This window comes from Flavobacteriales bacterium (assembly GCA_025210295.1).
GTDB lineage: Bacteria > Bacteroidota > Bacteroidia > Flavobacteriales_D > Parvicellaceae > S010-51.
This window is the reverse complement of the sequence record JAOASC010000015.1, coordinates 114,863-140,484: the sequence shown is the minus strand read 5'-3', so window position 1 is coordinate 140,484 and position 25,622 is coordinate 114,863. Positions and strand designations below refer to the sequence as shown.

General features: G+C 34.3%; 23 protein-coding genes. 11 read left to right on the top strand and 12 right to left on the bottom strand.

The genetic code is table 11. From position 1 onward, the window contains the following. Positions 1 to 266: 266 nt before the first annotated feature. Together N4A35_02480 and N4A35_02475 are read right to left on the bottom strand one after the other, a co-directional pair. Complete coding sequence (locus N4A35_02480) at positions 267 to 1,694, bottom strand: right-handed parallel beta-helix repeat-containing protein (protein ID MCT4580257.1); 1,428 nt, start codon at positions 1,692 to 1,694, stop codon at positions 267 to 269. A 117-nt stretch (positions 1,695 to 1,811) separates the two neighbouring features. After that, the gene (locus N4A35_02475) at positions 1,812 to 3,356 is read right to left on the bottom strand and encodes a tetratricopeptide repeat protein (GenBank protein ID MCT4580256.1); all 1,545 of its coding nucleotides are present in this window, start codon (positions 3,354 to 3,356) and stop codon (positions 1,812 to 1,814) included. Positions 3,357 to 3,739: 383 nt separating this feature from the next. On the opposite strand from N4A35_02475, the gene N4A35_02470 reads away from it, so the two are divergent. From N4A35_02470 to N4A35_02430, 9 genes are all read left to right on the top strand, one after another. Continuing rightward, entirely contained in the window at positions 3,740 to 4,189 is a 450-nt protein-coding gene (locus N4A35_02470) for a hypothetical protein (GenBank protein MCT4580255.1), read from the top strand. A 163-nt stretch (positions 4,190 to 4,352) separates the two neighbouring features. Next, a complete protein-coding gene (locus N4A35_02465; GenBank protein MCT4580254.1) occupies positions 4,353 to 4,826 on the top strand; it encodes a GNAT family N-acetyltransferase in 474 nt (157 codons plus the stop codon). A gap of 34 nt (positions 4,827 to 4,860) precedes the next feature. Next, positions 4,861 to 5,508, top strand: a complete 648-nt coding sequence (locus N4A35_02460) for a hypothetical protein (protein ID MCT4580253.1) — start codon at positions 4,861 to 4,863, stop codon at positions 5,506 to 5,508. A gap of 97 nt (positions 5,509 to 5,605) precedes the next feature. Further along, positions 5,606 to 6,223: a hypothetical protein gene (locus N4A35_02455; protein MCT4580252.1), complete on the top strand. Its 618-nt coding sequence runs from the start codon at positions 5,606 to 5,608 to the stop codon at positions 6,221 to 6,223. A gap of 172 nt (positions 6,224 to 6,395) precedes the next feature. Next, entirely contained in the window at positions 6,396 to 6,905 is a 510-nt protein-coding gene (locus tag N4A35_02450) for a HigA family addiction module antitoxin (GenBank protein MCT4580251.1), read from the top strand. Further along, complete coding sequence (locus N4A35_02445) at positions 6,905 to 7,546, top strand: nucleotidyl transferase AbiEii/AbiGii toxin family protein (GenBank protein MCT4580250.1); 642 nt, start codon at positions 6,905 to 6,907, stop codon at positions 7,544 to 7,546. Before N4A35_02450 ends, N4A35_02445 begins: the two co-directional genes overlap by 1 nt. 128 nt (positions 7,547 to 7,674) lie before the next feature. Beyond that, the gene (locus tag N4A35_02440) at positions 7,675 to 8,844 is read left to right on the top strand and encodes a twitch domain-containing radical SAM protein (GenBank protein MCT4580249.1); all 1,170 of its coding nucleotides are present in this window, start codon (positions 7,675 to 7,677) and stop codon (positions 8,842 to 8,844) included. Between the two features lie 68 nt (positions 8,845 to 8,912). Beyond that, on the top strand, positions 8,913 to 9,404 hold the full coding sequence (locus N4A35_02435; GenBank protein ID MCT4580248.1) for a glucosaminidase domain-containing protein: 492 nt from the start codon (positions 8,913 to 8,915) through the stop codon (positions 9,402 to 9,404). Between the two features lie 58 nt (positions 9,405 to 9,462). Next, a complete protein-coding gene (locus N4A35_02430) occupies positions 9,463 to 10,710 on the top strand; it encodes a T9SS type A sorting domain-containing protein (protein MCT4580247.1) in 1,248 nt (415 codons plus the stop codon). 63 nt (positions 10,711 to 10,773) lie between these two features. Here the strand turns inward: N4A35_02430 and N4A35_02425 are convergent, their stop codons facing one another. From N4A35_02425 to miaB, 7 genes are all read right to left on the bottom strand, one after another. Continuing rightward, entirely contained in the window at positions 10,774 to 10,986 is a 213-nt protein-coding gene (locus N4A35_02425) for a DUF2892 domain-containing protein (GenBank protein MCT4580246.1), read from the bottom strand. A 91-nt stretch (positions 10,987 to 11,077) separates the two neighbouring features. Further along, positions 11,078 to 11,989 carry a DUF6089 family protein gene (locus N4A35_02420; protein ID MCT4580245.1) on the bottom strand — a complete coding sequence of 304 codons (912 nt, stop codon included), beginning with the start codon at positions 11,987 to 11,989 and terminating at the stop codon, positions 11,078 to 11,080. A 151-nt stretch (positions 11,990 to 12,140) separates the two neighbouring features. Beyond that, on the bottom strand, positions 12,141 to 12,473 hold the full coding sequence (secG, locus tag N4A35_02415) for a preprotein translocase subunit SecG (GenBank protein MCT4580244.1): 333 nt from the start codon (positions 12,471 to 12,473) through the stop codon (positions 12,141 to 12,143). A gap of 3 nt (positions 12,474 to 12,476) precedes the next feature. After that, the gene (locus N4A35_02410) at positions 12,477 to 13,409 is read right to left on the bottom strand and encodes a hypothetical protein (GenBank protein ID MCT4580243.1); all 933 of its coding nucleotides are present in this window, start codon (positions 13,407 to 13,409) and stop codon (positions 12,477 to 12,479) included. Positions 13,410 to 13,413: 4 nt separating this feature from the next. Next, positions 13,414 to 13,947: an LPS assembly lipoprotein LptE gene (lptE, locus tag N4A35_02405; GenBank protein MCT4580242.1), complete on the bottom strand. Its 534-nt coding sequence runs from the start codon at positions 13,945 to 13,947 to the stop codon at positions 13,414 to 13,416. Beyond that, positions 13,944 to 15,197 carry a sigma-54 dependent transcriptional regulator gene (locus N4A35_02400; GenBank protein ID MCT4580241.1) on the bottom strand — a complete coding sequence of 418 codons (1,254 nt, stop codon included), beginning with the start codon at positions 15,195 to 15,197 and terminating at the stop codon, positions 13,944 to 13,946. Before N4A35_02400 ends, lptE begins: the two co-directional genes overlap by 4 nt. Positions 15,198 to 15,209: 12 nt before the next feature. Beyond that, complete coding sequence (gene miaB, locus N4A35_02395; protein MCT4580240.1) at positions 15,210 to 16,628, bottom strand: tRNA (N6-isopentenyl adenosine(37)-C2)-methylthiotransferase MiaB; 1,419 nt, start codon at positions 16,626 to 16,628, stop codon at positions 15,210 to 15,212. Between the two features lie 205 nt (positions 16,629 to 16,833). Between miaB and topA the strand changes: the two genes are divergently transcribed. Then, on the top strand, positions 16,834 to 19,317 hold the full coding sequence (gene topA, locus N4A35_02390; protein MCT4580239.1) for a type I DNA topoisomerase: 2,484 nt from the start codon (positions 16,834 to 16,836) through the stop codon (positions 19,315 to 19,317). A gap of 56 nt (positions 19,318 to 19,373) precedes the next feature. Continuing rightward, the gene (locus N4A35_02385; protein ID MCT4580238.1) at positions 19,374 to 20,534 is read left to right on the top strand and encodes a formimidoylglutamase; all 1,161 of its coding nucleotides are present in this window, start codon (positions 19,374 to 19,376) and stop codon (positions 20,532 to 20,534) included. Between the two features lie 32 nt (positions 20,535 to 20,566). Here the strand turns inward: N4A35_02385 and N4A35_02380 are convergent, their stop codons facing one another. Genes N4A35_02380 through N4A35_02370 form a run of 3 tightly spaced genes read right to left on the bottom strand, consistent with a single transcriptional unit; the run spans position 20,567 to position 25,573 of the window. Then, a complete protein-coding gene (locus tag N4A35_02380) occupies positions 20,567 to 22,171 on the bottom strand; it encodes a tail fiber protein (GenBank protein MCT4580237.1) in 1,605 nt (534 codons plus the stop codon). An 11-nt stretch (positions 22,172 to 22,182) separates the two neighbouring features. Continuing rightward, on the bottom strand, positions 22,183 to 23,808 hold the full coding sequence (locus tag N4A35_02375; GenBank protein ID MCT4580236.1) for a tail fiber protein: 1,626 nt from the start codon (positions 23,806 to 23,808) through the stop codon (positions 22,183 to 22,185). 58 nt (positions 23,809 to 23,866) lie between these two features. Continuing rightward, positions 23,867 to 25,573 (bottom strand): M23 family metallopeptidase, encoded by a 1,707-nt coding sequence (locus N4A35_02370; protein ID MCT4580235.1) that lies wholly within the window; start codon positions 25,571 to 25,573, stop codon positions 23,867 to 23,869. Positions 25,574 to 25,622 lie beyond the last annotated feature (49 nt).

The window sequence follows — 25,622 nt, the reverse complement described above, 5'->3', positions numbered from 1 at the left end:
CGTGAATTCGACATAACTTACGCACACAGTTTATCTTGATTTTCTTCATAAGGCGTGGCTTTGAAAGACTATTGTTTGTTTAGCAGCGTTAGTTAATAGCAAAACGGCAAGAAACTGATGGGTGTTTCTTGCCGTAATTATATTAAGGGGTATGGGGTGTCTTTTTGTTGTTGGTAGCATAGTTCTACCATTTTTAGTTTGTATTTACTGAAATAAAATTATTCTTTTTCCTTTTCTTTTAAAGTAAATTCAAATCACAAATGGTATTATTGTGGTTTTTGACAACCTTTTCCATCCCAAGGTAATGATCCTACTGGTATAGCTTCAGCTATCTCTAATTTTGGTAAAAAGATTTCAGCATCGATATTTGTACCTCCTGCTTGTAAGTTTAAGCCAAGCATACTTCTCAATTGGTTTGCTCCTGAATTACTCGCGTGAACTGAAGCATCAACTTCCTCTCTTGAGATTTCTTTTCTAGATCCATAGATGTTGGCCCAACGCTCTGCCATTGGAATTTTAATGAGCATTGCTTTGTTTCCTATACTGTTCTGATCTAAAACGGTAGACTCATCTAAAATATCATCTACTTTCATCATGTCGTTACGTTCCTTATAGTCGTATTTAGAATTTCCAGTAAATAAGTTGTTATTGAGGGTGATTTTTGCTCCTGGGTTATAAATTCCACCTTGATGGCCAAATCCAAATACATTGTTTTCTATAGTTGCAGTTAAATACTGATCACAGGCTAAAGCATTTCCTCCATAAGAAGCAATAGCATCATGTTTCCAATTGAATAACGATGTGTTGTGTTTTACTTCAAAGTTTGGAACCAATTTAGGATCTGAACCTGTATATCCTGAACGAATGTGAATCCCATAACCGGTATTGTTAATGCATAAATTATTTTGAATAATTCCTTTAGCACCATGGAAAATACGTACAGATAGAGCGCCTTCTGTTGGTGCAGTATTCATAATTACACAGTTCTGAACCGCTACATTGGTAAACTTACTCGCTACAATTACTACTCCTCCTGATTCTGGACTTGGGTTTTGTCCAGAGTTAGGACTTGCTTTTCTTCGAATCGCTAAATCTTTATTTTGATGGTATCTATTTCTAGGTCCATTATCAAACACAATTCCGTCGACAATAATAGATGAACCTGTTGATTTTTGTCCGTTACTTTCTCTTTGTTGGTCTGTACGAATGTATAAACGAGGTTGAGTGAGTTTCATATACTCATTGGTTCCTGTGAAAATAGTTTGAGTAGCCCCCCATGGATCTCTTTTGGTAAATGTTTCGTCGTAACCTCCGTAGATCTTTACTGGAACATTAATTTCATCCGAACCTCTAGATCCTTTACTCTTGTAGATACCACCAGCAATATAGATGATGTCATTAGGTTTTAAATGATGAATGATGTTTCCCAGATCTTTAGCCGGTCTTTCTTTGGTACCTAATTGTCCTGAACCATTTGTTTTGCTTACATACCATGCTCTTCCTTTATTGGCAAAATTGGTAGAGGTATTGGAATTAGAACCTGCGTTTGATTTTGAAGAAGAGTTACTAGAATTGGTTGTTGTAGGGACTTTTATTTTGTCTTTTAGTTTTCCAAAATTAACTTGCCCAAAAACAGCAGATAGGGCAAAAGTTAGCAATAATAATACGGTTGATTTTTTTGTGGTTGTATACATTGTTTTGATGTTAGTTGGTTTTATCATTTCTATTGAAAAATGATGGCCAAAACTAACGGATGACAATGAATTTTAACTCATCCAAATGGGTGAAATTAGTTAAAAAAAAGGTTAGATTTAGTTGTTTTTCTGGGATTGTAGTAAACTTCCTTTAACAGCAGCTTGCGTTCGGTTGTTGACATCCAATTTTACATATAAATTGTTAATATGCGACTTAATGGTGTTGACAGATAGGAATAATTTGTCGGCAATTGCTTTATTAGGAAGCCCTAAAATAAGTAAGTCTAAAACTTCTTGTTCGCGTTGAGATAATTTATCTTGTAAAGCAAAATTAATTGTTTGAGAGGCAATTTTAGGTTGTTTTTTATGTTCTTCTAATTCTTCTTGAAGGACAACAATATCGTTTAAACGATTTTTAATTTCAGCTCTTAATAATTCTTCATTGGTTTTCGCTTTATTACGAATTAAAGTTAAGAAAACAATCGAAGTCAATAAAGCTAAAATAATAACTCCAATCCAAAGTTTTTGAAGTGCCAGTGTTTTTGATTTAATTTTATTGTCTTTTTCTAAAATCTCGTTTTGTAACAGAATTTTTTCATTTTGGATACTGTCTATCACATGTTTTTTATTGTATTCAAATTTGAATTCACTTTCAATGATTTTCTTTTTGTTTTGGATACTGTTTAAGGAATCATCTAATTGTTTGTATTGTTCTAAATAGTAAAGTGCTTGATTAGAATTGTTTTTAGCTTTATAAACAAGGTATAAAACTTTTGTAGCTTCCTTTTCTATGGCTTTAAACTTCCATTGTGTGGCTAATGCTAAAGATTGGTCAGCATATTGATTCGCTGCTGTTAGTTGGTTTTGTTGTAAAAAAATATGAGCAATTTTATATTGTGAAGTCGCTATACCTTTTCGATCTGACTTTTGTAACCTGAGTGATAAACTTTTTTGATAGTAGGTCAACGCAGTATTTAAACGCTCTTGGTCTTCATACAGTGTTCCTAAGTTACTATAGGTAGAAGCTAAACCAATAGAATCGTGAATAGATAAGCGGATATCTTCTGATTTTTTATAAAAATGTTCTGCTTGTTTCCAGTCTTTTAAGTTCCGATAGATCAAAGCGAGGTTATTGTAGTTAGAGCCTAAGCTTTTAAACTGTTCATTCTTTTCGTTAATGGTAATGCACTGTTCATAATAGTCTTTGGCTTGGGAGTAATTGTGTAATTCCAAATGTAAAGTTGCTAAATTGTTAAGTATTCTAGGGTATTCACTTTCATATCCCTGTTCTTGAATAATCTTTAAACATTTTAAATTCCAATCGATTGCGGCACTAAAGTTCCCTTTTTGGTGGTTGGTAAATGCTTTCCAACCATATCCCTCTCCAATACCATCTATAAAGTTGCGGTCTAAAGACAGCTGTATAGCCGTATCAACATGTCGCTCTGCGACTTGGATGTCTTTATAAATCGATAACCCAGCTAAATGATAATGCATTTCAATTTTAACAGTATCAGGTAAGCTCTTATTTAGTTCTGTTTTTAGAGAATCTATTAAGGATTGATTTCCTTTTACAGAAAAACCACAAAATAAAAATGTAAACGCAAACAAGAGTGCAGGAAAATATGTTGGTCGATTTTGCATATAGTTTGCAAAAATCATGGTTTAAAAATTAACGACAAAATGTTTTAGGAGGAAAATAGAGTTAAGAGAATAGAGTAAAGAAGATAGAAGAAAGAAGAGAGATGGTGTTATTATCTTATTACCTCATTATCTAATTATCTCATTGTTTTAGTCACTTCGAGTGTTTTTGTTTTTGGAAAAAACAAAAATGTATCGAGAAGATGACGGTTAAGGAATAGGAAATAAAAAAAGTGCTGTAGAAAAAAAAGAGGTTTTGAGTTACATTATTAGGTATCTTTGTTTTGAAAAAAACTAAGATGGAATAAAGTAGTTTTATCTACATTGTTTGGTGTATAAATGATAAAAATGAATCTTTAAAGTATATCACTAATCTTATATAATTTCGTTATTTACAAAATAAAATGGCATCAATAGACAGAGTAGATTGGCACTTAAATGAAGATTATCCAGAAAACCTGCCAGAGGAAAATAGTGGTACGCATATAGGAATGTACCTTGCATGGATTATAAATAATGATTTGATTAGTGATTTTCACAAAGAAGAATCAAAAGAAGGGGTAGAGAATGTGAGAAGTAGATCGATTACTGGAAGAGCGTTTTTATTCGATTACTGTGATGGTAAATTTTGGGAGCAAGAATTAAATAGAAAGGGGCTTGATTTTACAAAGTATTATTATGAATCTGGAGGTTATTTTAATGATTATACGAATTTATTAGCATCAAATTTCGATTCAGTTTTTCAAGTGAATAATAGTTGGGATAATTATGAAAAGCTCAAGCTAATCATAGATAAACAATATAGTAAATGGGAAATGTCTATGAATAAAAAATGGTGGGAATTTTGGAAATAAAAACATTTGTAAAAGAGGCAATAGATTCTATGGACTAGAATGTAGATGAAAATAAAAAGTGGTACGAATATTTTGTAAATAGTATTGCAGAGATAGGACATAGAAAAAAGATGAGACTATACCAGAATAAAATAGTTTCTTTGCCAGTAATAAACTTGTATTCATGAACATAACACTAAAAAAATCTATAACATCAGATTTAGAAGTTTTTTCCCAAAACCAAGCAGATAAAGATGCTATTATTATGGCTGCTTTTACAGCAAAAGATCCGTATGATAAGGAGGGCTATCTAGAGAAATGGACACGGTTATTGTCTGTAGATTCTGTAAATATGCAAACGATTCTAGTAGATGAAATTGTTGTAGGTTGTGTTGTAAAGTTTGTAATGGGAGGTGACTCAGATATTACTTATGCTTTAGCTAAAAAATATTGGGGAAAAGGTATTGTTTCGGAAGCAGTAAGGTTATTTCTTGAGATTGAAATGCATCGACCACTTTTGGGGAGAGTTGTATATGATAACTATGGTTCTCAAAAAGTGTTAGAAAGAAATGGTTTTCTTAAAATAGGAACAAATACCGATTTTGCTAATGGAAGAGGAAAAGAGGTAGAAGAGTATCTTTATAAGTTGGAAGTGTAAACTTCATTGCTTTTTTTCCTTCAAAATAGTCTCAATGAAAAAAATAATCTACAAAAACCAAAAGAATGAAGTCATAAAAGAGGTAGACTTACCTACAGACGACTATTATGCAGAACCAGCTGAGGTCAAAGGAGCGTATCAAAAGAAAGAGGTGTATAAAAATGGAGCGTTGGTTGAGTTTGAGGTTTTTATGGAAAGAGATCAAAAACATTCTGAAATATTGAATAATCCCAGTCTAAAAGGTGTACAGATTTCTATAGGTACACGACAAACTATAGGAGAGTTGAGGTATGAGAAGGTGTATTGTTATGAAAGTACTAAGGTTTTAAGTACGATATTTAATACCGTCTTTGATAAAGAGAATCAAGTTATCGTTTCCAGCTTTACAGATGATATAGAAAATGAAGTCCCTTATTGGAATGGAACGACTAAATACTATTATGATTCATCAATTAGGGAAGGAGATGCTTTGTTTGAGTGCCAATACAATGATGATGGAGAATTAATACCTATCACCATTGATGTTGAAGAATTAGGATTAGGAGACCATGATGGCACTTGGATTTATAATGATGCAGAAGGTGTTGCAGATTTGATGCGTATTTTTAAAATGCCTCATTCACTCGCTGCGTTTTATGTAAGCTCAGTAATTGTCCCTCCTGAAACTGCTATAGAGAAATAGCTATTATATCTCTTGTAAAACACAATAAAACACCCTAAAATAAGGTTTAAGTTTTATTGAGTTTTGGAAAGTACTTAGGTTTATAAAATAGAAGTGTATGAAAAATATTATTTTGCTATTAATTGTTGTTGTTAGTATAGGTGTGGGGTATGGACAAAAGGAGCGTTCAAAAGGTAATCAAAGAGCATTTTATGAGAGTAGTGATCCCCTAACTATCGATTCAACTCTAATTGATGTGAAGCCCAATGCACTTTATTTTCAATTTAATACACAACAAAAACCTAAAGATTTAAAGACCATGAGCTTTGTATGGTTAGGAGATGCTCCCAAGGGGTATTTTACAGCTTACTTGGTCAACACAACAGATTCTATTTTTAATGCAGATAGACAAGATGGAAGTTTGATCATGATTCAGGAAGCGATTGATAAGAATGGAGATTGGCAACCAATAGAATATTGGGTATATAGCGGTTGTGGAAATAGTTATTTTAGTCCATTAAAGTTACCCGCTGGAAAATGTGTGATGGTACCAATAAAAAAATATGAGGGTTCTTATAAAACAAAAATTCGATTAAAATTTAAAATAGGAAAGCAAGTCATTTATTCAGGTACTTTTGATGGAGCAATCAATCTGGAACAATTTAAAAGAGAGACCGAATCTGTAAACGGTATACTTTATCATGGACCTGCTAGTTATTTAGATGATAGAGAGTAATTCAACTCCATCTTTGGACATGAATTTCGGGAGTTTGTTTATTGCTTGGTGTATTAAAAAGATATAAAATGAAGCCTTTCTGTTAAAAATAATGTAATTACTCTATTTGATAGTAAACAATTTTGTTTACTATCAAAATGTTTTGTATCTTCCTGTTAAATACGATTCAAGCATGTTACCGAACTTAAATAAGATAAAGGGGATACATCCAGGGATGTTGTTAAAAAGGGAATTGAGCAAACAGAACTTAAAAAGTTCTGAGTTGGCCCAAGAAATAGGAGAGCACAAGCAGACTATCAGCGCTATAGTCAACCAAAGAAGAGGGATTAATCCTAGTCTTTCCATTAAACTGTCTAAAGTTTTTAATACAGAAATGGATTACTTTATGTTACTGCAGGCAAGTTACGATGTGAAAGTAAAAGCAGAGGCAGAAATAGTAGCAGGTCCAGATCTTACTAAAATAAGAAGTGTAGTTTTTTGGGATACAGATATGAGGAAATTGGATTGGGTAAAAAATAGAAAAGCCATTATTCAACGAATTTTAGAAAGAGGAAATGATATCGAAATTAATGAGATAATAGCTTTTTATGGAAAAGAGGTGGTTGTAGAGGAGGTCAGGTTAATTGATGGAAGTTATCTGCCTTCTTTTGAGAGAAACGTTAGCGTATATGAATTAAGATAATGAAACTATACCTTAATACCGTTTCAAACTTACTCTGGGATGTTCTTCAACAGTTAATGTCAATGAAAGAGTTGGATAGTTTTAGGATTGTAGGAGGTACTTCATTAAGCCTTCAATTGGGACATCGGAAATCAGTTGATATTGATCTGTTTACAGATGCAGACTATGGGAGTATTGATTTTTCTTTACTTGAAACTAGATTGACTGAAGCTTTTTCTTATGTTGAGAAACCTTCTGTTGGAATGGTAGGGATTGGAAAATCTTATTTTGTAGGTAATAATGAGCATGAATTAGTAAAATTAGATCTGTTTTATACAGATACTTTTGTCTTTCCTTGTATAATTGAAAGTGGGATAAGGTTCTCAAGTATTGAGGAAGTTGCTGCGATGAAATTTGAAGTCATTGCAAATGGAGGGCGTAAAAAAGATTTTTGGGATATCCATGAACTCTTGGATATCTATACATTAGATGAAATGATTGGGTTTTATATTAAAAGATATCCGTATGGATCCTCAAAACATGAATTACTGGAAAAAATGATAGATTTTTCAAAAGCTGAGGGTGATTTTTTACCAATCTGTTATAAGGAAAAAGTATGGGAGTTAATAAAGTTAGATATCGAAGATTTGGTGTTAAAGTAAGGTGATTGTTATCAACATTAAGTTTAAAAATGGAAATATCTAAGATTAGATTACACATTCTAAAAAAGAGAGCTCTAAACCCTATTTATTTAATTATTTTCGTGATTCAACAACTAGAACAGCAATAAATGTCATTACCAAAAGAATTAAAAGATAGTTTTTGTTTGATGCCTTGGGTGCATTTGTACATTGGAACCAATGGTAAGGCCAATGCGTGTTGTAATACTTCAATTACCTACGGTAGTGTTCGGAATCAGTCTGTAGAGACGGTTTGGAATGGCGATAAAATTAATCGTTTTAGAAGCCAACTCTTAGATGGAGAAAAAGATAAACGTTGTTCAATTTGTTATCATAAAGAAGCAGCAGGTAAGGCAAGTATACGAACAGAAACCTTGGAAAAATTTAGTGATTATATTCCTATTGCATTGGAAAATGTTCACCCAACTAAACCGGTTTATCTTGATATTCGTTATAGTAATGTGTGCAATTTAAAATGCAGAACCTGTTGGCATGGAGCGAGTTCGAGTTGGTTTGAAGAAGCCAAGGTGTTAAAAAATAATTTTGGAGATAAAGCAATCATTAAAGCAACAACAGACAATACCAAGTTAATAGAAGATATTGTAAGCTATAGTGATGAATTAGAAGAAGTCTATTTTGCAGGGGGAGAACCTTTGTTGATGGAAGAACATTATGATTTTTTAGATTTATTAATTCAAAAGCAGTCCTTTAACACTCGGATTCGTTACAATACTAACCTTTCTCAACTTCAATTAAAAAATAAAGAGGTTTTAGCGTATTGGAAACAGTTAAAGAATGTCCATCTTTCAATTAGTATTGATGCCCTATCGGAAAGAGTAGAGGTGATTCGTAAAGGTTTGAAATGGGAAAAGTTACTTCAAAATATCCGAAAAATTAAAGCTGAATGTCCACATGTAATGATTGAGATTGCTCCAACTGTAAGTGCGCTAAATATTTTGCAGCTATTCGATTTACATCGTTACTTTTTTGAACATCAATTGATTCAATCTGTAGATGCTATTTATCTCAATTTATTGGAACGTCCTAACTATTATAATATTCAGGTGTTACCAAAGGAAATTAAGCAAAAAGCAAAGCAGCTATTGAAAGAACATGTTGCTTGGTTAAGAAAAAACAAAGCGCAAGAATTAGTTGTTGATGAACTTAAAGCCATAGAGAAATACCTTTTCGCCAAAGATGATGAAAAAGGATATCAGCAGCTTCAACAACAAGTAATGGTGTTGAATAAAATGAGAAATGATTCATTTTCAGTCTTTTAACTAAAATTGTTAAATAAATTTTGTGATTCAAAAAAATGGAATACATTTGCACCCGCAATTTTTGAAAAATGAAATTAACACAATCAAAAAAACAACGTATTTCTAACAATGCAATCGCGTATAGATTAGCTAAAAAGAAATTGAAGCGCTTTACGAAGAAAATCGTAGGAGTTACAGCTTTGTTTATTGTCTTGAGTAGTTTTACATTTAGTAATCCACCATCAGAAGATGATGCATTATTGACTGTCGAAAATTTAAGAGAGTTATTAATCGAAGAAGGGGTGCAACATGCTGATATTGTATTAAGGCAGGCGATCCAAGAAACAGGGTGGTTTAAGTGTACACATTGTTCGCTCAATAAGAATAATATTTTTGGTTTTTATTATAAAAAGAAATACTTGTCGTACGATAACTGGCAAGAATGTGTACGTTATTACAAACGTTGGCAAGATAGGCACTACAAAGGTGGAGATTACTATGCTTTCTTAAAAAAAGTGGGGTTTGCTACTGATCCTATGTATGTCAAAAGGTTGAAAGCCATAAAGATAGCAGCTGAATAACGTCTTAGCAAGAAGAAAAACAGCCCTTTTCATAAATTCTAATTATATTTGCCCCGTTATGATTAGAAGATTTACTTTGGTATTGACCGCCCTTTTATTGAGTACATTTTTATTCTCTCAAGAGAACTTAAAAATAATGTATTACAATTTGTTGAAATTTCCAGATGTACCGGCTCGAGCTGATACGTTGAAGAACATTATTCAATATGTACAACCAGATATCTTTATTGTTAATGAGTTGAGAAGCACCTATGGAGCAAATCTAATCATGAGTCAGGCACTCAATGTGGATGGGGTCAATCATTATGCGCAAGCAGTGTTTCAAGACGCTAATGGAACAGATACCGATAATCACTTGTATTATAATTCAAATAAGATAGGTTTTGTTGAACAAACTAATATTAATGCAAGTCCTAGGGCCTTAAGTGAATATAAAGTGTATTATAAAGACCCTAATTTAGCACAAACTAATGATACTACATTTATGTATTTATATGCTTGCCATTTAAAGGCAGGTAATAACGGAACTTCATCTCCAACTGAAGCGCAACAAAGACAATCGGCAGCACAGGCGTTAAAAAATTACTTAACTAATAATAGTCGTACAAGAAATGTAATTGTAGGCGGTGATTTTAATATGTACACCAGTTCAGAATCTGCTTATACTGAGTTGACAACAGGGGGGACACTAAATTTATTTGACCCAATTGGTCAAGCAGGAGCTTGGAACAATAATTACAATTATAGAGATGTGCATACTCAAAGTACAAGAGCTTCATCTGTTAATAATCCTTATGCAGGAGGATCTACAGGTGGAATGGATGATCGTTTTGATATTATTTTTGTTTCCAATGATATTTTAAACGGTTCTCAAGGAGCTAAATATGTTACCAATTCTTATGAAGCTGTAGGTCAAGATGGAGAACATTATAATGGTTCTATTAACGATGGATATAATTATGCTGTACCTCAAGATGTCGCACGTTCGTTGTTTTATATGAGCGATCACTTACCAGTTTTAATGGAAGTTACTGTAGGCGGACCAGTTAGTGTACAACAACATGAAGAGGTTATTGCCGAGCTTGTTTTTGATGCACCAAATAAATTGCTAAATGTGTATTTTGAACAAACCTATAAAGCACTTGATTTTAGCATTGTTGCTTTATCTGGAAAAGAAGTCGTAAATAAACAATTTAACGATGTTTCTTCAATCTCTGAATATTTACTTGATTTAACACCAGGAATGTATTTGGTGAATATTATTGCAGATGGTACGCCTGTATCTGCTAAGATTATGGTATTCTAAAAATAGTTACTTAAACATAAGAAAAGCCCATTCTATTTTTATTAGAATGGGCTTTTATTTTGGCTATTTGTGCTCTTTTAATGTGCAGGTATTAATCCCAAATATTGAATATAAAGGACAAAAACTAATAAAAGAAGTAGCTACAAAAATAATGGTGAGTACAACGAGTATTAGTCCGAAAGTTCCAGAAACAATATTTCCAAAATATAGTCCAGCCATTATTAAAGCTAATACTAAGCGAATGATCTTATCCGTTTTTCCCATGTTCTTTTTCATAATGTATTTGATTAACGTTTGTATACGACAAATATGAGAAAAGAATAGGGCAACAATTGGTGATAATTGTCACAATGCAACAATAAAAAGGTTATTTAATTTTGGTTTTGATTCTCTTGTAAAAAGAAATTGTTAAAAACATATAGCTGTCTTTATCTGAGGGATCGCCTCTTTGCAGTCCATGGTGAGTATTGTTTAATCCGTCATTTTTATTGGAAGGATCAGCAAGGTAAGCCGCGACATCTCCTTTTGATGCTCTTATGTCTGCATTATCGTAATAATTAGTGCTTACATCATCTATATAATCAGAAAAGGTAAAACGATGGGTAAGCTCTAACTTGAGCCCCATATCTTTTCCTATAGACTTTCTAAATCCAACCCCCATAGGGACGACAACAGTTGCAGGTTTGTATTTTTTTGGCCCACCAGGAAGTCCTTGTCCCTCAGTTCCTAGTTTTCTTAACGCAACATTTGCTCCATTTGGTCCACGCCCTTTAGGATTGTAAAAAACAATTCCGACTCCAGCAACCCCATAAATTCCTATAGAACTACTTTTTAAACCTAACTTCTTTCCGGTAGATGTTTTTACACCATAGATGTTTCCTATTTTCTCTTTTAGAAATTGGTATTCTCCAGTAACACTTAACTCATATAGGTTAGAAACAAAATTTAGGTTTCTATGATTACGATAACGTTCTTGCGTTAGTGCATCATCTCCCGAAACTCTAGCAAAATAGAAACTAGGTCTGATGGCAATTTTTTCAGCTAAGTAATATTGGTAGGTTATGTGAGCAGCATAACGCGTTTTTACCCACTCTAAATCCCAAACAAAATTAGACCCTACTCGATCTCGCCCTCCTAAATCTCCAAGAAAGTTAGAGGCTCCAGCGCCTCCTACTAATTCTACTCTTTTGGTCCTCCAAGCATTACTACTGTAGAATCCTTGGGCATGCAAAGTTCCTGCAATAATGAGAAGATAGAGCGATGTTAAAACAGTTTTCACCTAACAGTTAACTAATTTTGAGGCAAATATATTGCTTAATAATGTTATTTTCAAGTCTGTTGAGGTAATCTATTGGACGAATTTAATAAAAAACAAAGCCAATTTAAAATCATTTAAATTGGCTTGTCAAAATATAATATTAATTTAATATTTAGTTACTAGTTGTACCAGTTGGTTGAGGTGTTACATTTGGCGTAGTTACTGTTGTATTAGGTCCACCACTTTCAATCCCTGTCTTAACACTTCCACTTGAAGTAGAACCACTGTTTACAAACATCACAGAAACTAAGCATAAAGCAGCAATACCACCAGCTAGGTACCATGTTACTTTTTCTATAGTTTCAGTAGATTGAGCAGCTCCTCCTAATTGGTTTGTTACTCCAAAACTTTGGTCTAATCCTCCTCCTTTTGAGTTTTGAACCATAACCACTACAATTAATAATACACTTGCTAATATTAAAACTACTGCGATTAAAATATCCATATCTTATTTATTATGTTGTTGTTTCTCTTTTAAAAATCTTATTCGGCTTGCAAAGAAAGTCTTTTTTTCTGGATTTTTCAAGCTCAATTGCTGATAAATTTCAATTGCTTTATCAATTTGTCCCTGTTTAGCATAAATTGTAGCTAATGTTTCTGTAACAAACTGATTATTGGCAACTAAACTCATCTTCGCCATATTGGATGGTGAGAAGACCTCTTTTTTATTTTTTTCAGTATTGTTGGCGTTTAAAAAGTCATCAATGATGGTCTTTGTGGTCTTCGTTTTTTGGGGAGGAGTAGAAGGCTTATCAAACCAATTAACAAAGGAACGTTCTGTTTCTAATTTTTCTTCTTCTAATTGAACAGGTTTCTCCTTTTGAGGAGTTTCGTCATCAAATTGATATTCAGAAATATCTACTTGTATACTGGCATTGACTGCTTCAGTAAGTATATTCTTTTCTAGTTCATCTAATGTTTTAGCCTGTTCTCTCTCTTTTTCTTTTTCTTTTTCTTTTTCTTTTTCTTCGGGCTCTTGCTCCTCATTAGCTATTTCTGGAGTTGGAAGTGTTGTTTTTTCTGTAGCAGAAACAGTTGTAGTATCCTCTAAAGAAGAAGTTTCGTTAACCTTTGATTCTATTTCCTTTTCTTCTGGGCTAGTATTTAAGAGCTCATCATGTTCGGTAATTTGTTCTTGTAGAGTAGGTTGAAATAATAGTTCATAAACCCTTTTTCTATCATTTACGACCAAAGCACACTGTTCTAATTGAGCTTCCAATCTAACGTCATTGTGTAGGTGTAAGTATTTACAATAAACCAACTGCAATAGTCCACTGTATGGATATTGTTGGACAAATTGTTTTAAAGCTTCAGCGTCAGCTTGTTTTAAAGCTTGCTCGTCTTTCAAGTAATGGGTTATATTTTCAATATTAAATATCATTGGTTTACCAGCTGCCTCCAAAAGCTTTATCGTATATTGCTTGAGTGATTTGTTCAATGACTTCCTCTTGCAAGCTTTCCTCTTGAGAAGAGAAATCTAATGAACTACTAAAATCTGTGTAAAATGTGATTCTTTCATTATCAATGACCACACTATCTTTATTTTCTGGAGTAACGTAAATACAATTGGCCACTACTGTCATCGTAAAACGGTTTTGTGCAGCAGCTTCTGAATTGGCTTGAATACTAATCGGGTTTACTTTATAATCTGTAATTTCTCCAAATATTTTCCAATCAGCATTGTTAGAGACCAAGGAAAGCTTGGTTTGTGATTGCATTAAATCTTTTAGATTTTCTGTTAAAACATTACTGGTATTGGCACTTGCTAAGGCAGAACGATTTTCAAAATAATCAACTTGAATTGTTTTTCCAGGAATTTCTTCTCCGCCCTTTCCTCCAGCTTTGAAGGAAAATTGAGGGAGAGCACAGGCGTTCAATGCTATAACAACCAATAAACTTATTTTTACAATTCGTTTCATTTAGTGATTTCGTATTCTTTTATCTTTCTGTAAAGCGTTCGTTCTGATATTCCTAATTCTTTGGCCGCATGTTTTCGTTTCCCTTTGTGTTTAGCAAGGGCTTTAATGATTAGTTCTTTTTCTCTAGCCTCTAACGATAGCGATTCTTCTACTTCAATGTGCTCCTGAATAGGTTCGTGATAGTCGTTATCATAACTAGGCGTGTGATCAATAGCTACAGGGTAAGTAATTGCTGGGTTGGTAGGAATGATGTCATTAGGATAAGAAGTAAGATGTGTATCATCACTAATCGATTCAAAGTTCGCATTCCCCTTTAGAAGTTGAGCAACAGCTTTTTTGGTCTCAGCCAATTCTTTCTTAAGATCAACAATAATTTTTAAAATTAAATCTTGATCCATTTGTTGCTTCCCGGTTCCGCTCGTTCCAAATTGATTCCCCATAACGCTAGGAAGGTTCTGCTCATGCTCTTTAGGAAGGTATTTAAGTAAAATTTCAGGAGTAATTAGTCGCTCTTTTTCAATGACAGAAATTTGCTCCGTTAAATTTCTTAGTTGTCTAATGTTTCCTGGCCATCTATAACCGTTTAATACTGGAATAGCTTCATCTGTTAAACGTATAGTAGGCATCCTGTATTTATCAGCAAAAGTAGAGGCAAATTTTCTAAACAACAAGTGGATATCCTCACGTCGCTCTCTAAGTGGAGGAAGGGTTATAGGAACAGTACTTAAACGGTAGAATAAATCTTCTCTAAACTTATTGTTCTGTATCGCTAAACCCAAATTCTCATTGGTCGCAGCAATAATTCTAACATCCGTCTTGATGACTTTAGAGGAACCTACTTTGATAAATTCACCTGTTTCTAAAACTCTTAATAAGCGGACTTGCGTTTGAAGTGGAAGCTCACCTGTTTCATCCAAGAAAATAGTCCCTCCATTAGCTACTTCAAAATAACCTTTTCTACTACCTTGAGCACCAGTAAAAGCACCTTTTTCATGTCCAAATAGCTCTGAATCTATAGTCCCCTCAGGTATAGCACCACAGTTTACAGCAATATATTCGTTATGTTTTCTAGCACTATAATGATGAATAATTTGAGGAATAATTTCTTTACCAACACCACTTTCTCCAGTAATTAAAACAGAGATGTCTGTTGGGGCAACTTGTAGAGCTACATCTAACGCCCTATTTAATCCAGGAGAGTTACCAATGATTCCAAAACGTTGTTTAACTTGTTGTATTGTACTGTTCATAGTTGTTGCGTTTTAGTTGACTACTTCACCAATTAGTGTAGCTGAAGAGCAATCAGTTATTTTAACATTGATATATTCTCCTTTTTTAAGCCCTGCTTTTGGAAATACAACATAGAAGTTTTCCGAAGTTCTTCCACTAAATTGTTCTTTATTCTTTTTAGGCGCTCCTTCAATCAATACTTCAAAGGTTTTTCCAATTTGTTTTTTGTTTTGCTCTAAAGCATTGTTTCTATGAATAGCCACGACTTCATTTAAACGTCGTTTTTTGATTTCTATTGGAACATTGTCTTCAAACTTTCGTTCTGCCAACGTTTTAGGACGCTCAGAATAGAAATACATATAAGCCAAATTAAACTTAACTTGCTCAAATAATTTTATAGTATCCTGGTGATTCTCTTCTGTCTCATCACAGAATCCAGTAATGATATCAGTGGATATTCCACAATCAGGAATGATCTCAAAAATTCGTTGAATACGTTCTAAATACCATTCTACAGTATGGTTCCTATTCATCTTTTTCAACATCTCATTACTTCCCGACTGAATAGGTAAATGGATGTAATTACAGATGTTCTTGTACTTAGCCATTGTGTACAAAACTTCATCAGTCATGTCTTTAGGGTGGGAAGTCGAAAAACGAACACGTAATTCTGGGGATACTTTAGCCACCATTTCTAATAGCTCAGCAAAAGAAGTGGTAGGAATAGCTGGATTTTCAATTTCCCCTTTTTTATTAATATTCCATCTGTAGCTATCTACATTTTGACCCAATAAGGTCACTTCTTTATAACCATTTTCAACTAATTCTCTAGCTTCGGCTACAATTGATAATGGATTTCGACTTCTTTCTCTACCTCTAGTAAAAGGCACTACACAGAAAGAGCACATATTATCACATCCTCTTGTAATCGAAATAAATGCAGTCACCCCATTTTCAGAAAGACGAATAGGACTGATGTCAGCATAGGTTTCTTCTCGAGACAAAAGAACATTAACAGCCCTTTGCCCTCCTTGAACATTTTCTAATAGATTAGGTAAATCACGATATGCATCTGGTCCAACAACTAAGTCGACTAATTTTTCCTCTTCTAATAAACTGTCTTTTAATCGTTCTGCCATACAACCTAAAACGCCGATAACCAAACCTGGTTTTTGTCGTTTACGTTTCTTAAAAATGTGTAAGCGTTGTCTTACAGTTTGTTCAGCCTTATCTCTAATTGAACAAGTGTTTACAAAAACAACATCTGCTTCTTCAAAGTCTCGAGTTGTGGTATATCCTTCTTTTTTTAGTATCGATGCTACTACTTCACTGTCAGAGAAGTTCATGGCACACCCATAACTTTCCAAGTATAACTTTTTAGCATTTTCATTATCTATACTAGACAATACAGTAGCTGTGCCCTGAAGTGATTCATCTATCTCTTTACTCATTTATCTCCTATCAAATTTAAAATCCAAAGGTAGTTATTATTCAAATACTGACAAAATGACGTGAAGTATTTCAATGTCTTGATATCGTAACGTTTTATTGTACTTGAAATTACATTTTTTAAATTAAGATTTGAACAATGCGATTTATTTTTATTCCTTTGCAGATTGAAATTGCTTTAACTACATCAGAAAAAGAAAAATTAATATGGCGCAAAACTTAGTAATTGTTGAGTCTCCTGCTAAAGCCAAGACTATTGAAGGCTATTTAGGAAAAGATTTTATTGTTAAATCTAGTTTTGGTCATGTAAGAGATTTGGCTAAGAAAGGAGAAGCGATAGATATTGAAAATAATTTTGCTCCAAATTATGAAGTTTCTGATGATAAAAAGAAAGTGGTAGCAGAGTTAAGGAAATTGTCGAAAGCTGCTGAGATTGTTTGGTTAGCAACGGATGAGGACCGTGAGGGGGAAGCGATTTCTTGGCATTTACAGGAAACGTTAAAGTTAAAAGAAGAGAAAGTAAAACGTATTACTTTTAATGAAATTACTAAACAGGCAGTTCAAAAAGCAATTGCTACTCCAAGAACGATTGATATTGATTTGGTAAATGCACAACAGGCAAGAAGAATTCTTGACCGTATCGTAGGTTTTGAATTATCTCCTGTATTGTGGAAAAAAGTAAGACCATCATTGTCAGCTGGAAGAGTTCAGTCTGTAACTGTAAGAATTATTGCTGAAAGGGAACGCGAAATAGAAAGCTTTGATTCCACCAGTTCGTACAAAGTTGTAGGAGACTTTGTCGTTAATGGAAAGGTTTTTAAAGCTGAAATATCAAAAAATTTCAAAACAGAAAAAGAAGCTGAAGCATTTATTCATAAATGTGCTGATGCTACTTTTACGATCAATAATTTAGAAAAGAAGCCTGCTGTCAGAAAACCAGCACCTCCTTTTACAACATCTACTTTACAACAAGAGGCAAGTAGAAAGTTGGGGTATAATGTGGCAAGAACTATGAATCTTGCACAACGTTTATATGAAGCAGGGTTAATAACGTACATGAGAACAGATTCTTTGAATTTATCTGATTTTGCTGTTAAAAACGCTGCAGAAGAGGTAGTTTCTGCTTACGGAAAAGCTTATTCTAAAACAAGAAAATTTAAAACAAACAAGGCTGGTGCACAAGAAGCGCACGAGGCCATTCGACCAACTAATTTTGCAGTGCATAGTGCAGGTGCTGATGCACAACAGCAAAGATTGTATCAGTTAATCTGGAAGAGAACCATTGCTTCTCAAATGGCTGAGGCTGAATTAGAAAAGACTAAAATTACGATAGATGTTAGTGGAGCTTCTGAGCAGTTTGTCGCTAATGGTGAGGTCATTAAATTTGATGGGTTCTTAAAAGTTTATTTGGAGGGAACAGATGATGAAAATGATGATGAACAAAAAGGAATGTTACCTGCTGTAAAAATTGGAGAAGCTTTAACTTCCAAAATTATCACTGCAACAGAAAGGTTTACTAGGCCTCCAGCTAGATATACGGAAGCATCTTTAGTTAAAAAATTAGAAGAATTAGGTATTGGAAGACCGTCTACTTATGCTCCAACTATTAGTACAATACAAAAAAGAGGATATGTAGAAAGAAAAGAAAAAGAGGGGAAAGAAAGAAATTATACTCAATTTGTATTGGAAAGTGGGACTGTTGACAGAAAGGTCAAAAAAGAGGTCTATGGAGCCGATAGAAATAAGCTGATGCCAACTGATATTGGTTTTGTGGTGAATGATTTCTTAATCGAGCATTTTGGTAAAGTATTGGATTATAACTTTACAGCTAATGTCGAAAAAGAATTTGATGATATCGCTCAAGGTTTAATGGAGTGGACTCAAATGTTGGAGAAGTTTTATTCCCCATTTCATAAAAATATAGAACACACTTTAGAGCATTCTGATAGAGCTAGTGGAGAACGTATTTTAGGAACGCATCCAGAATCAGGAAAACAGGTTAGTGTTAGAATAGGGAAATTTGGTCCTATGGCTCAAATAGGAAGTCAGGATGATGAAGAGAAACAGTATGCGAGTTTACAAGCCAACCAATCTTTATCAAGTATAACATTAGCGGAAGCATTAGATTTATTTTTATTGCCAAAGGATTTAGGTAAATATGAGGGCGAGGGAGTAATAGTCTCTAATGGTAGATTTGGACCTTATGTTAAATATGGAAAAGCTTATGTATCATTGCCAAAAGGGGAAAACCCATTAGATGTAGACTTCAATCGAGCAGTTGAGCTCATTGTAGCAAAGCAAAAAGCAGATGCTCCAGTTGATGAATATGAAGGGTTGCCAGTTCAAAAAGGAAAAGGCCGTTTCGGTCCATTTATTAAATGGAATGGAATGTTTATCAATGTCAATAAGAAGTATGATTTTGATAACCTATCTCATGATGATATTGTTGAATTAATTGAAACGAAGAAAAAGAAAGAGATAGAGAAGGTTATTCATAATTGGGAGTCAGAAGGAATAAGAGTTGAGAAAGCAAGATGGGGTCGATTTAATATAATAAAAGGCAAGACTAAAATAGAAATGCCTAAAACGACTGATGCAGCAAAATTAACTTTAGAGCAAGTGAAAGCAATTATTGAAGAGAATGCTCCAAAGAAAAAGACAAGAAAGACAACAGCTAAAAAGAAAAAATAAGAAACCTTTGGTTCGTCTTACATAAAGAGCGATACGAGTTTCGCAAGAAATAAAAGATGGATATTAGTATTTACTTTGAAAGTGTAGTTCCGCCTGATGATTTTAAAAAAGGAACAATAGGGGATTACACCGATTTCAATACCGAAGATAGTTTTCCTGATATAGAGCAGGCTAAGCTTGCTATTGTAGGAGTTCAGGAAGATAGAGGAGGGGAGCATAATAAAGGATGCGCGCAGTCACCTGATGAGGTAAGAAGAGAGCTGTATCAATTGTATATACAAGGAGAAGATTTACCTATTGTTGATTTAGGAAATATAAAAGCTGGAGCATCCAAAGAAGATACTTATTTTGCTTTAAGCGAAGTAGTAGAGCAATTAATAAAAAAAGATGTGTTTGTTATTATAATTGGAGGAAGTCAAGAACTGACTTATGCCAATTATAAAGCTTATGAGAAGTTAGAGCAAACAGTAAATTTAGCCATCATCGATAATCAATTTGATATTGGGGAGGCTAATCAAGAGCTTTCTTCTAAAGCTTTTTTAAATAAAATTATTTTACACCAGCCTAATTATTTGTTTAATGCAAGTATTTTAGGCTATCAGACTTACTTTGTGTCTCCTATTGACAAAAAGTTAATGGAGGATTTGTATTTTGATATCTATCGCTTAGGAGAATTACAATCAGACATCTCGAAAACAGAACCTATTGTTAGAAATGCTGATATGATTAGTGTTGATGTCTCAGCGATAAGGGCTTCTGACTTTAAAGCTAATAAAGCAGCAACTCCCAATGGGTTTTATGCAGAGCAAATGTGTCAGATCTTGCGTTATGCTGGAATGAGTGATAAGTTAACTAGTATTGGTTTGTATGAATACAACTCTACTTTAGATGTTGAAAATGCAATGTCATCACAATTAATGGGGCAGATGATTTGGTGTATTTTAGATGGTTTTATCAATCGTAAGAAAGATTTTCCAGTTGGGTCTAAGAAAAGTTATACTAAATATCGAATTCATATTGAAAATACCGAGCATGAGCTGGTTTTTTATAAAAGTGACTTATCTGATCGATGGTGGATGGAAATTCCTTATCCACCTCATGAGAGAGTTCGGTTTGAAAGGCACCATTTAGTTCCTTGTAATTACCAAGACTATATTGATGCTAGCCAACAACAGATTCCTGATCTTTGGTGGAAGACCTACCAGAAATTACAATAAAAAAAAGCGCATTATTTAATGCGCTTTTTTTATTAAAACTTGATACACCATAAAACAGAAACATTCGTAGGTCTCGTTTCTGCACCTCCGACATTCCCTGAATTGAATTGAGCGATGTCAACACTGTGTGTATGATTACCATTATTTCCTGAGTTAAATTGAGGAATGTCAACACTGTGTGTATGATTTCCTGAAGAAGAAGAGGTAAATGCAGGAATGTTAACACTATGGGCATGGCTACCGTCAGTAGCAATGGTGTGCGTGTGGTTTAGCCTAGAGCATCCCATTGTTCCAAGAAAATTTCCAACAGTCCCATGTCCATTCCAAGGATTTCCACAAGTAGTTGGCGCTACGCTTGTTTCATTTACTGTATTACTTGATAAGTTATCGTCGTATGGTATCCAAGCTCCAGCATCAAATGTAGAAACTCCTCCTGTTCGTCCGCTGTGGTTGTGTCCACCATTGGTTGAAGTATTGGTATTAGGAGGGTCAATGCTGTGTGTGTGCGCACCAGCAGAACTGGTGTTGGTAGCCGGTGGATTTACTGTGTGTGTATGAGCTCCGGCAGAACTGGTATTAGTAGATGGAGGGTTTACAGTGTGGTTATGAGTAAGTAGTTCATTCCCTTGTTTAGTCCCTACAGCATCTCCTGTTGTCCCATCTCCTCTATCTGTTCTTGTGGCAGCATCAGGATCAATTCCAGCTCCATTATCAAAACCTCTTAAGAATTGCCCATTATAGTTCGGTAGGTTAAATGTTGTGGAACCATCCCCTGCTCCGTACATTGTTCCTATAAGAGAAAATAAATTGTTGTAGGTTGTTCTACTTACTGCTTGTCCATTACATACTAAATACCCCGAAGGTGGAGTAGCAGTAGGAAAAGCAAAAATAGCTCCAACGGGAGTTTGAACAGAATAAATTAAAGGAGCAAGGTCGGCAGTTATAGTTCCTCCGCCATCAGAAATTTGTAAAACAGACCCTGATAAAGAAAAGCTATTGTTATATTCATTCGTAGGGTCACTATCATTATCAGATAAAGTGCTAAGGTTAGCAGTAAGGTCATTGCCATTTTCATAAATATGCAATGTTGTTCCGTTAAGGACTATACTATCAACATCTGTATCAATAGAATCTCTAAGGCTACTAATAAAATTGTTGTTGTAAAGTAAGGTGTCAGCATTATGATACAGTGTACTAATAATACTGTCGGTAAAAGAAGGGGAGAATAGCGTATCTGAGTTATTGATTAAGTAGCTAATGGCGCTATCGCGAATAGCAACTAGGTCCACAGAGGCGTTACCTCCATCTTCTAAATAAGTTGTGAGGATATAATTGTTTAAAGTTAAGCTATCTAGTTGCTGGTCATCTGTTCCAAGACCTGAACCGTTGCTGATTAAATTTACAAAATCAGTTGAAGAGATGTATTTAACAACCCCTGTGTTATTATTGATAATTAAGAGAGAGGTGTCTCCAATACTGTAAGATTGTAAACCATCAATTCTAATAGGATTATCTCCATTGTTGATTGGTGAAACATGCAATGAATGCGTAGGAGAAGGTTGGTTGATTCCTACATTTTGCGCATACCCTAGTGTGCTTATACAAAGGGTTAGTATTATAAGTTTTAATTGGTACATAGTTGTTGGTTTTAAAATTTAATACACCACAGAACAGAAACATTTGTAGGTCTCGTTTCTGCTCCTCCGACATTTCCAGAATTAAATTGAGCAATATCTACGCTGTGGGTGTGGTTTCCATTATTTCCTGAGTTGAATTGAGCAATATTTACTGTGTGTGAGTGATTGCCACTATTTCCAGAGTTAAATTGAGAGATATCAACTGAATGAGAATGGTTTCCAGAGGCCGCTGAATTAAAGACAGGTATGTTAACCGTATGAGCATGATTACCAGCTGCAGATGTTGAGCCAGTATAGGTTCCCCAGTTTCCTCCTCCAGGATCGGAATGTTGCACTCCCCAGTTGTCAGGTCCTCCATTAGTGTTGTTCCCGAGTTGAGTAACAGTTGAATGAGAATGATTCCCATTAGTGCTAGTAGTTGTTGCTGGAGGATCAATAGAGTGGGTGTGTGCTCCAGTTGAATTAGTGTTCGTTGCTGGGGGATTTACAGTATGAAAGTGAGCTCCATCAGTACTGGTGTTGGTAACAGGTGGGTCAACAGTATGAGTGTGTGCTCCATCAGTACTGGTATTAGTAGATGGAGGGTTTACAGTGTGGTTATGAGCAAGTAGTTCATTCCCTTGTTTAGTCCCTACAGCATCTCCTGTTGTCCCATCACCTCTGTCTGTTCTTGTGGCAGCATCTGGGTCAATTCCGGCTCCATTATCGACTCCTCTTAAAAACTGACCACTATAGTTGGGTAAATTAAATGTCGTAGAACCATCGCCTGCTCCATACATTGTCCCAATGGCAGAGAAGAGATCAGGATAGGTACTTCTATTTACAGCACTTCCATCACAAACTAAGTATCCACTTGGAGCAGATGAGCCTGCAAAAGCAGTTACTGAACCAGCGGGAATAGCATTAGCCACAGCTGTATTGATAAGCGGTGTTAAATCAACAGTAATACTTCCGCCTGCGTCGGTAATGCTCAAAATATTTCCACTTAAAGATGCATTGGTATTGTGTTCATTAGTTGGATCATTATCATTGTCAGATAAGGAGCTTAAATCAGCTGTGAGGTCATTTCCATTTTCATAAACATGAAGTATTGTGCCATTCAGTCTTATACTATCCACATCGGTATCAATAGAATCTCTCAGGTTGTTAATGAAATTACTGTTATAAAGCAAAGTATCAGCGTTATTGTATAAAGTGCTAATGATACTGTCAGTAAAAGATGTAGAGAATAAGGTGTCAGAGTTATTAATTAAGTAGTTTATCGCACTATCACGTATAGCAGTTAAATCAACAGAAGCATTTCCCCCATCTTCAAGGTAAGCTGTAAGAATGTAGTTGTTTAAAATTAAACTATCCAATTGTTGATCATCTGTCCCGAGACCAGAATTATTACTAATTAAGTTAACAAAATCACTTGAAGTAATATACTTTACAACTCCAGTTGAGTTATTAATGATTAAAAGTGAAGTGTCGCCAATACTATAAGATTGTAAGCCATCTATTCGGATTGGATCGTCTCCATTATTGATTGGAGAAATATGTAAAGAATGTGTTGGTGAGGGTTGGTTAATTCCCACGTTTTGAGCCGAAAGTTTGATGGCAATCAAACACAGCAAAGAAAGTATAAATCTATTCATAACAGAACAAAAATATACTATTTAAATTTTAAAATCCAGTCTAAAAGGATAAAGACTGTTATTGCTTTTTAAAAGGATAATCTTTTACCGTTTTATTGCCTCTTTCGTCTACCACAATGATTCTGAGGTTATGAGCTCCTTTTGATAATTTATTGTATTCATTAAAGTGAAGTGTAAGTGTCCCTCGTTTAGGAATATAATTAGCCAGCTTAAAATTCTTGTCAATGTATATTTTGTAGGATTTGATACCACTTAAGTTATCGCTGATTTTAAATTGAATGTTATTTTGTGTGGTGATAACTTTGTTTTTACTAATGTTTACAGGTGTTACAACTGGAGCTGTGCTATCAACTTTTACAGTGTAATTCCCAAAGTCTCTTACTTTCGTTTCAACCCATCCATCTTTGAATGTTCCTCCCTTAGCAAAAGCTTTTCTTTTGTCGTCGCTAATTTTTACAACAACAGCTTTCTCTTCTTTGTCTTTAGAAATTCCTTGCGTTTTAATTTTCATGACAAAATATTTTTGGAGAGGAATTTCACTATTTCCAAATTTGTGTAGAGGAGCAGAAGAATATAAGGTTTTATCAGTGCTGTAGCTGATTTGAGTGTTTTCATAAAGTGTTTTATCTTCTAGTTTAGCAATAAAACCATCTTTTTCCATAGAAAAAGCTTGGGTTGCAGTGGCATTTTCTTTAGTGGTTGGTCGTGGGATTGATTGACTGGTTGATTTTACTTTAAATTCCAAAGTTGATGTGTTGCCGTATGTGTCTTTGATGATATATTTTAATTGATGAGTAGTGTCTTTAGTAAAACGGAGAATTCCATTGTTATTTAAATTAGAATAAATTTCTAAGTCATTGTTTGCTGTTTTAAAAGATTTATGAAAACTTCTTCTTCTTTTGTGATACTCATAATAGTCTTTATGGGCATTGATATATCTGTTGGTGGAGAAATCTAATTTTTCCATTGTTTGCTGATATACTTTTTGACCATCTAATTCTAATTCTATAGTGTAAATTCCACATTTGTTACGTGCTGCATTTAGTCTATCAATAGTATGAACACCAAAACCAATAGCACCATTTAAGGTGATTGTAGGATTTTCTTTAAGAGTGTATTTGCCGTTGCTGCCTGTAGTTGAATATACTTTTTCGGAAAACCGATTGTTAATAGAGCCATTTATTGGATAGATTTTAATGTTAAAAATATCGGGCTTAACATTGTCTTGAATATCAAAGTTGAATAATAACGGGTTGACAGGAAACTCAGATGCGGTTTCTCTAATTTCAAAATGTAAATGGGGTGCTGAAGAACTTCCTGTGTTTCCAGAATAGGCAATGACTTCTCCTTTTTTTACTGGAAGATCGTTTGGAGTTAATTGTATGTCTAGCGTCTCTGTTTCTTGCTCAAATTGTTTTTTACGTAGAAATTTCTCTACTTTTTTGGGGAAATTTCTTAAGTGCGCGTAAACAGAAGTATAGCCATTTGGATGGGTAACATAAATAGCTTTTCCGTACCCCCAGTGTGAAATATTTATTCTAGAGATATAGCCAGAGTCAATGGCATAAATTCGATACCCCTCTTTATGGTTGGTCTTAATGTCTAGACCAGTATGAAAATGGTTAGAACGCAATTCAGCAAAATTCCCTGCAAGAACTAAAGGAATGTTTAAAGGTGCTCTAAAATTGGTCGAGTCATAAGGGACTTGCCCAAAAGCTAAGCCCAGTATAAATAGGTTAAAAATTATGATGAGTAATTTGTGCATGTTTCACTATTTTTTAGAAAGCTAAAACTAAACTAAAATTTGTTTTAGG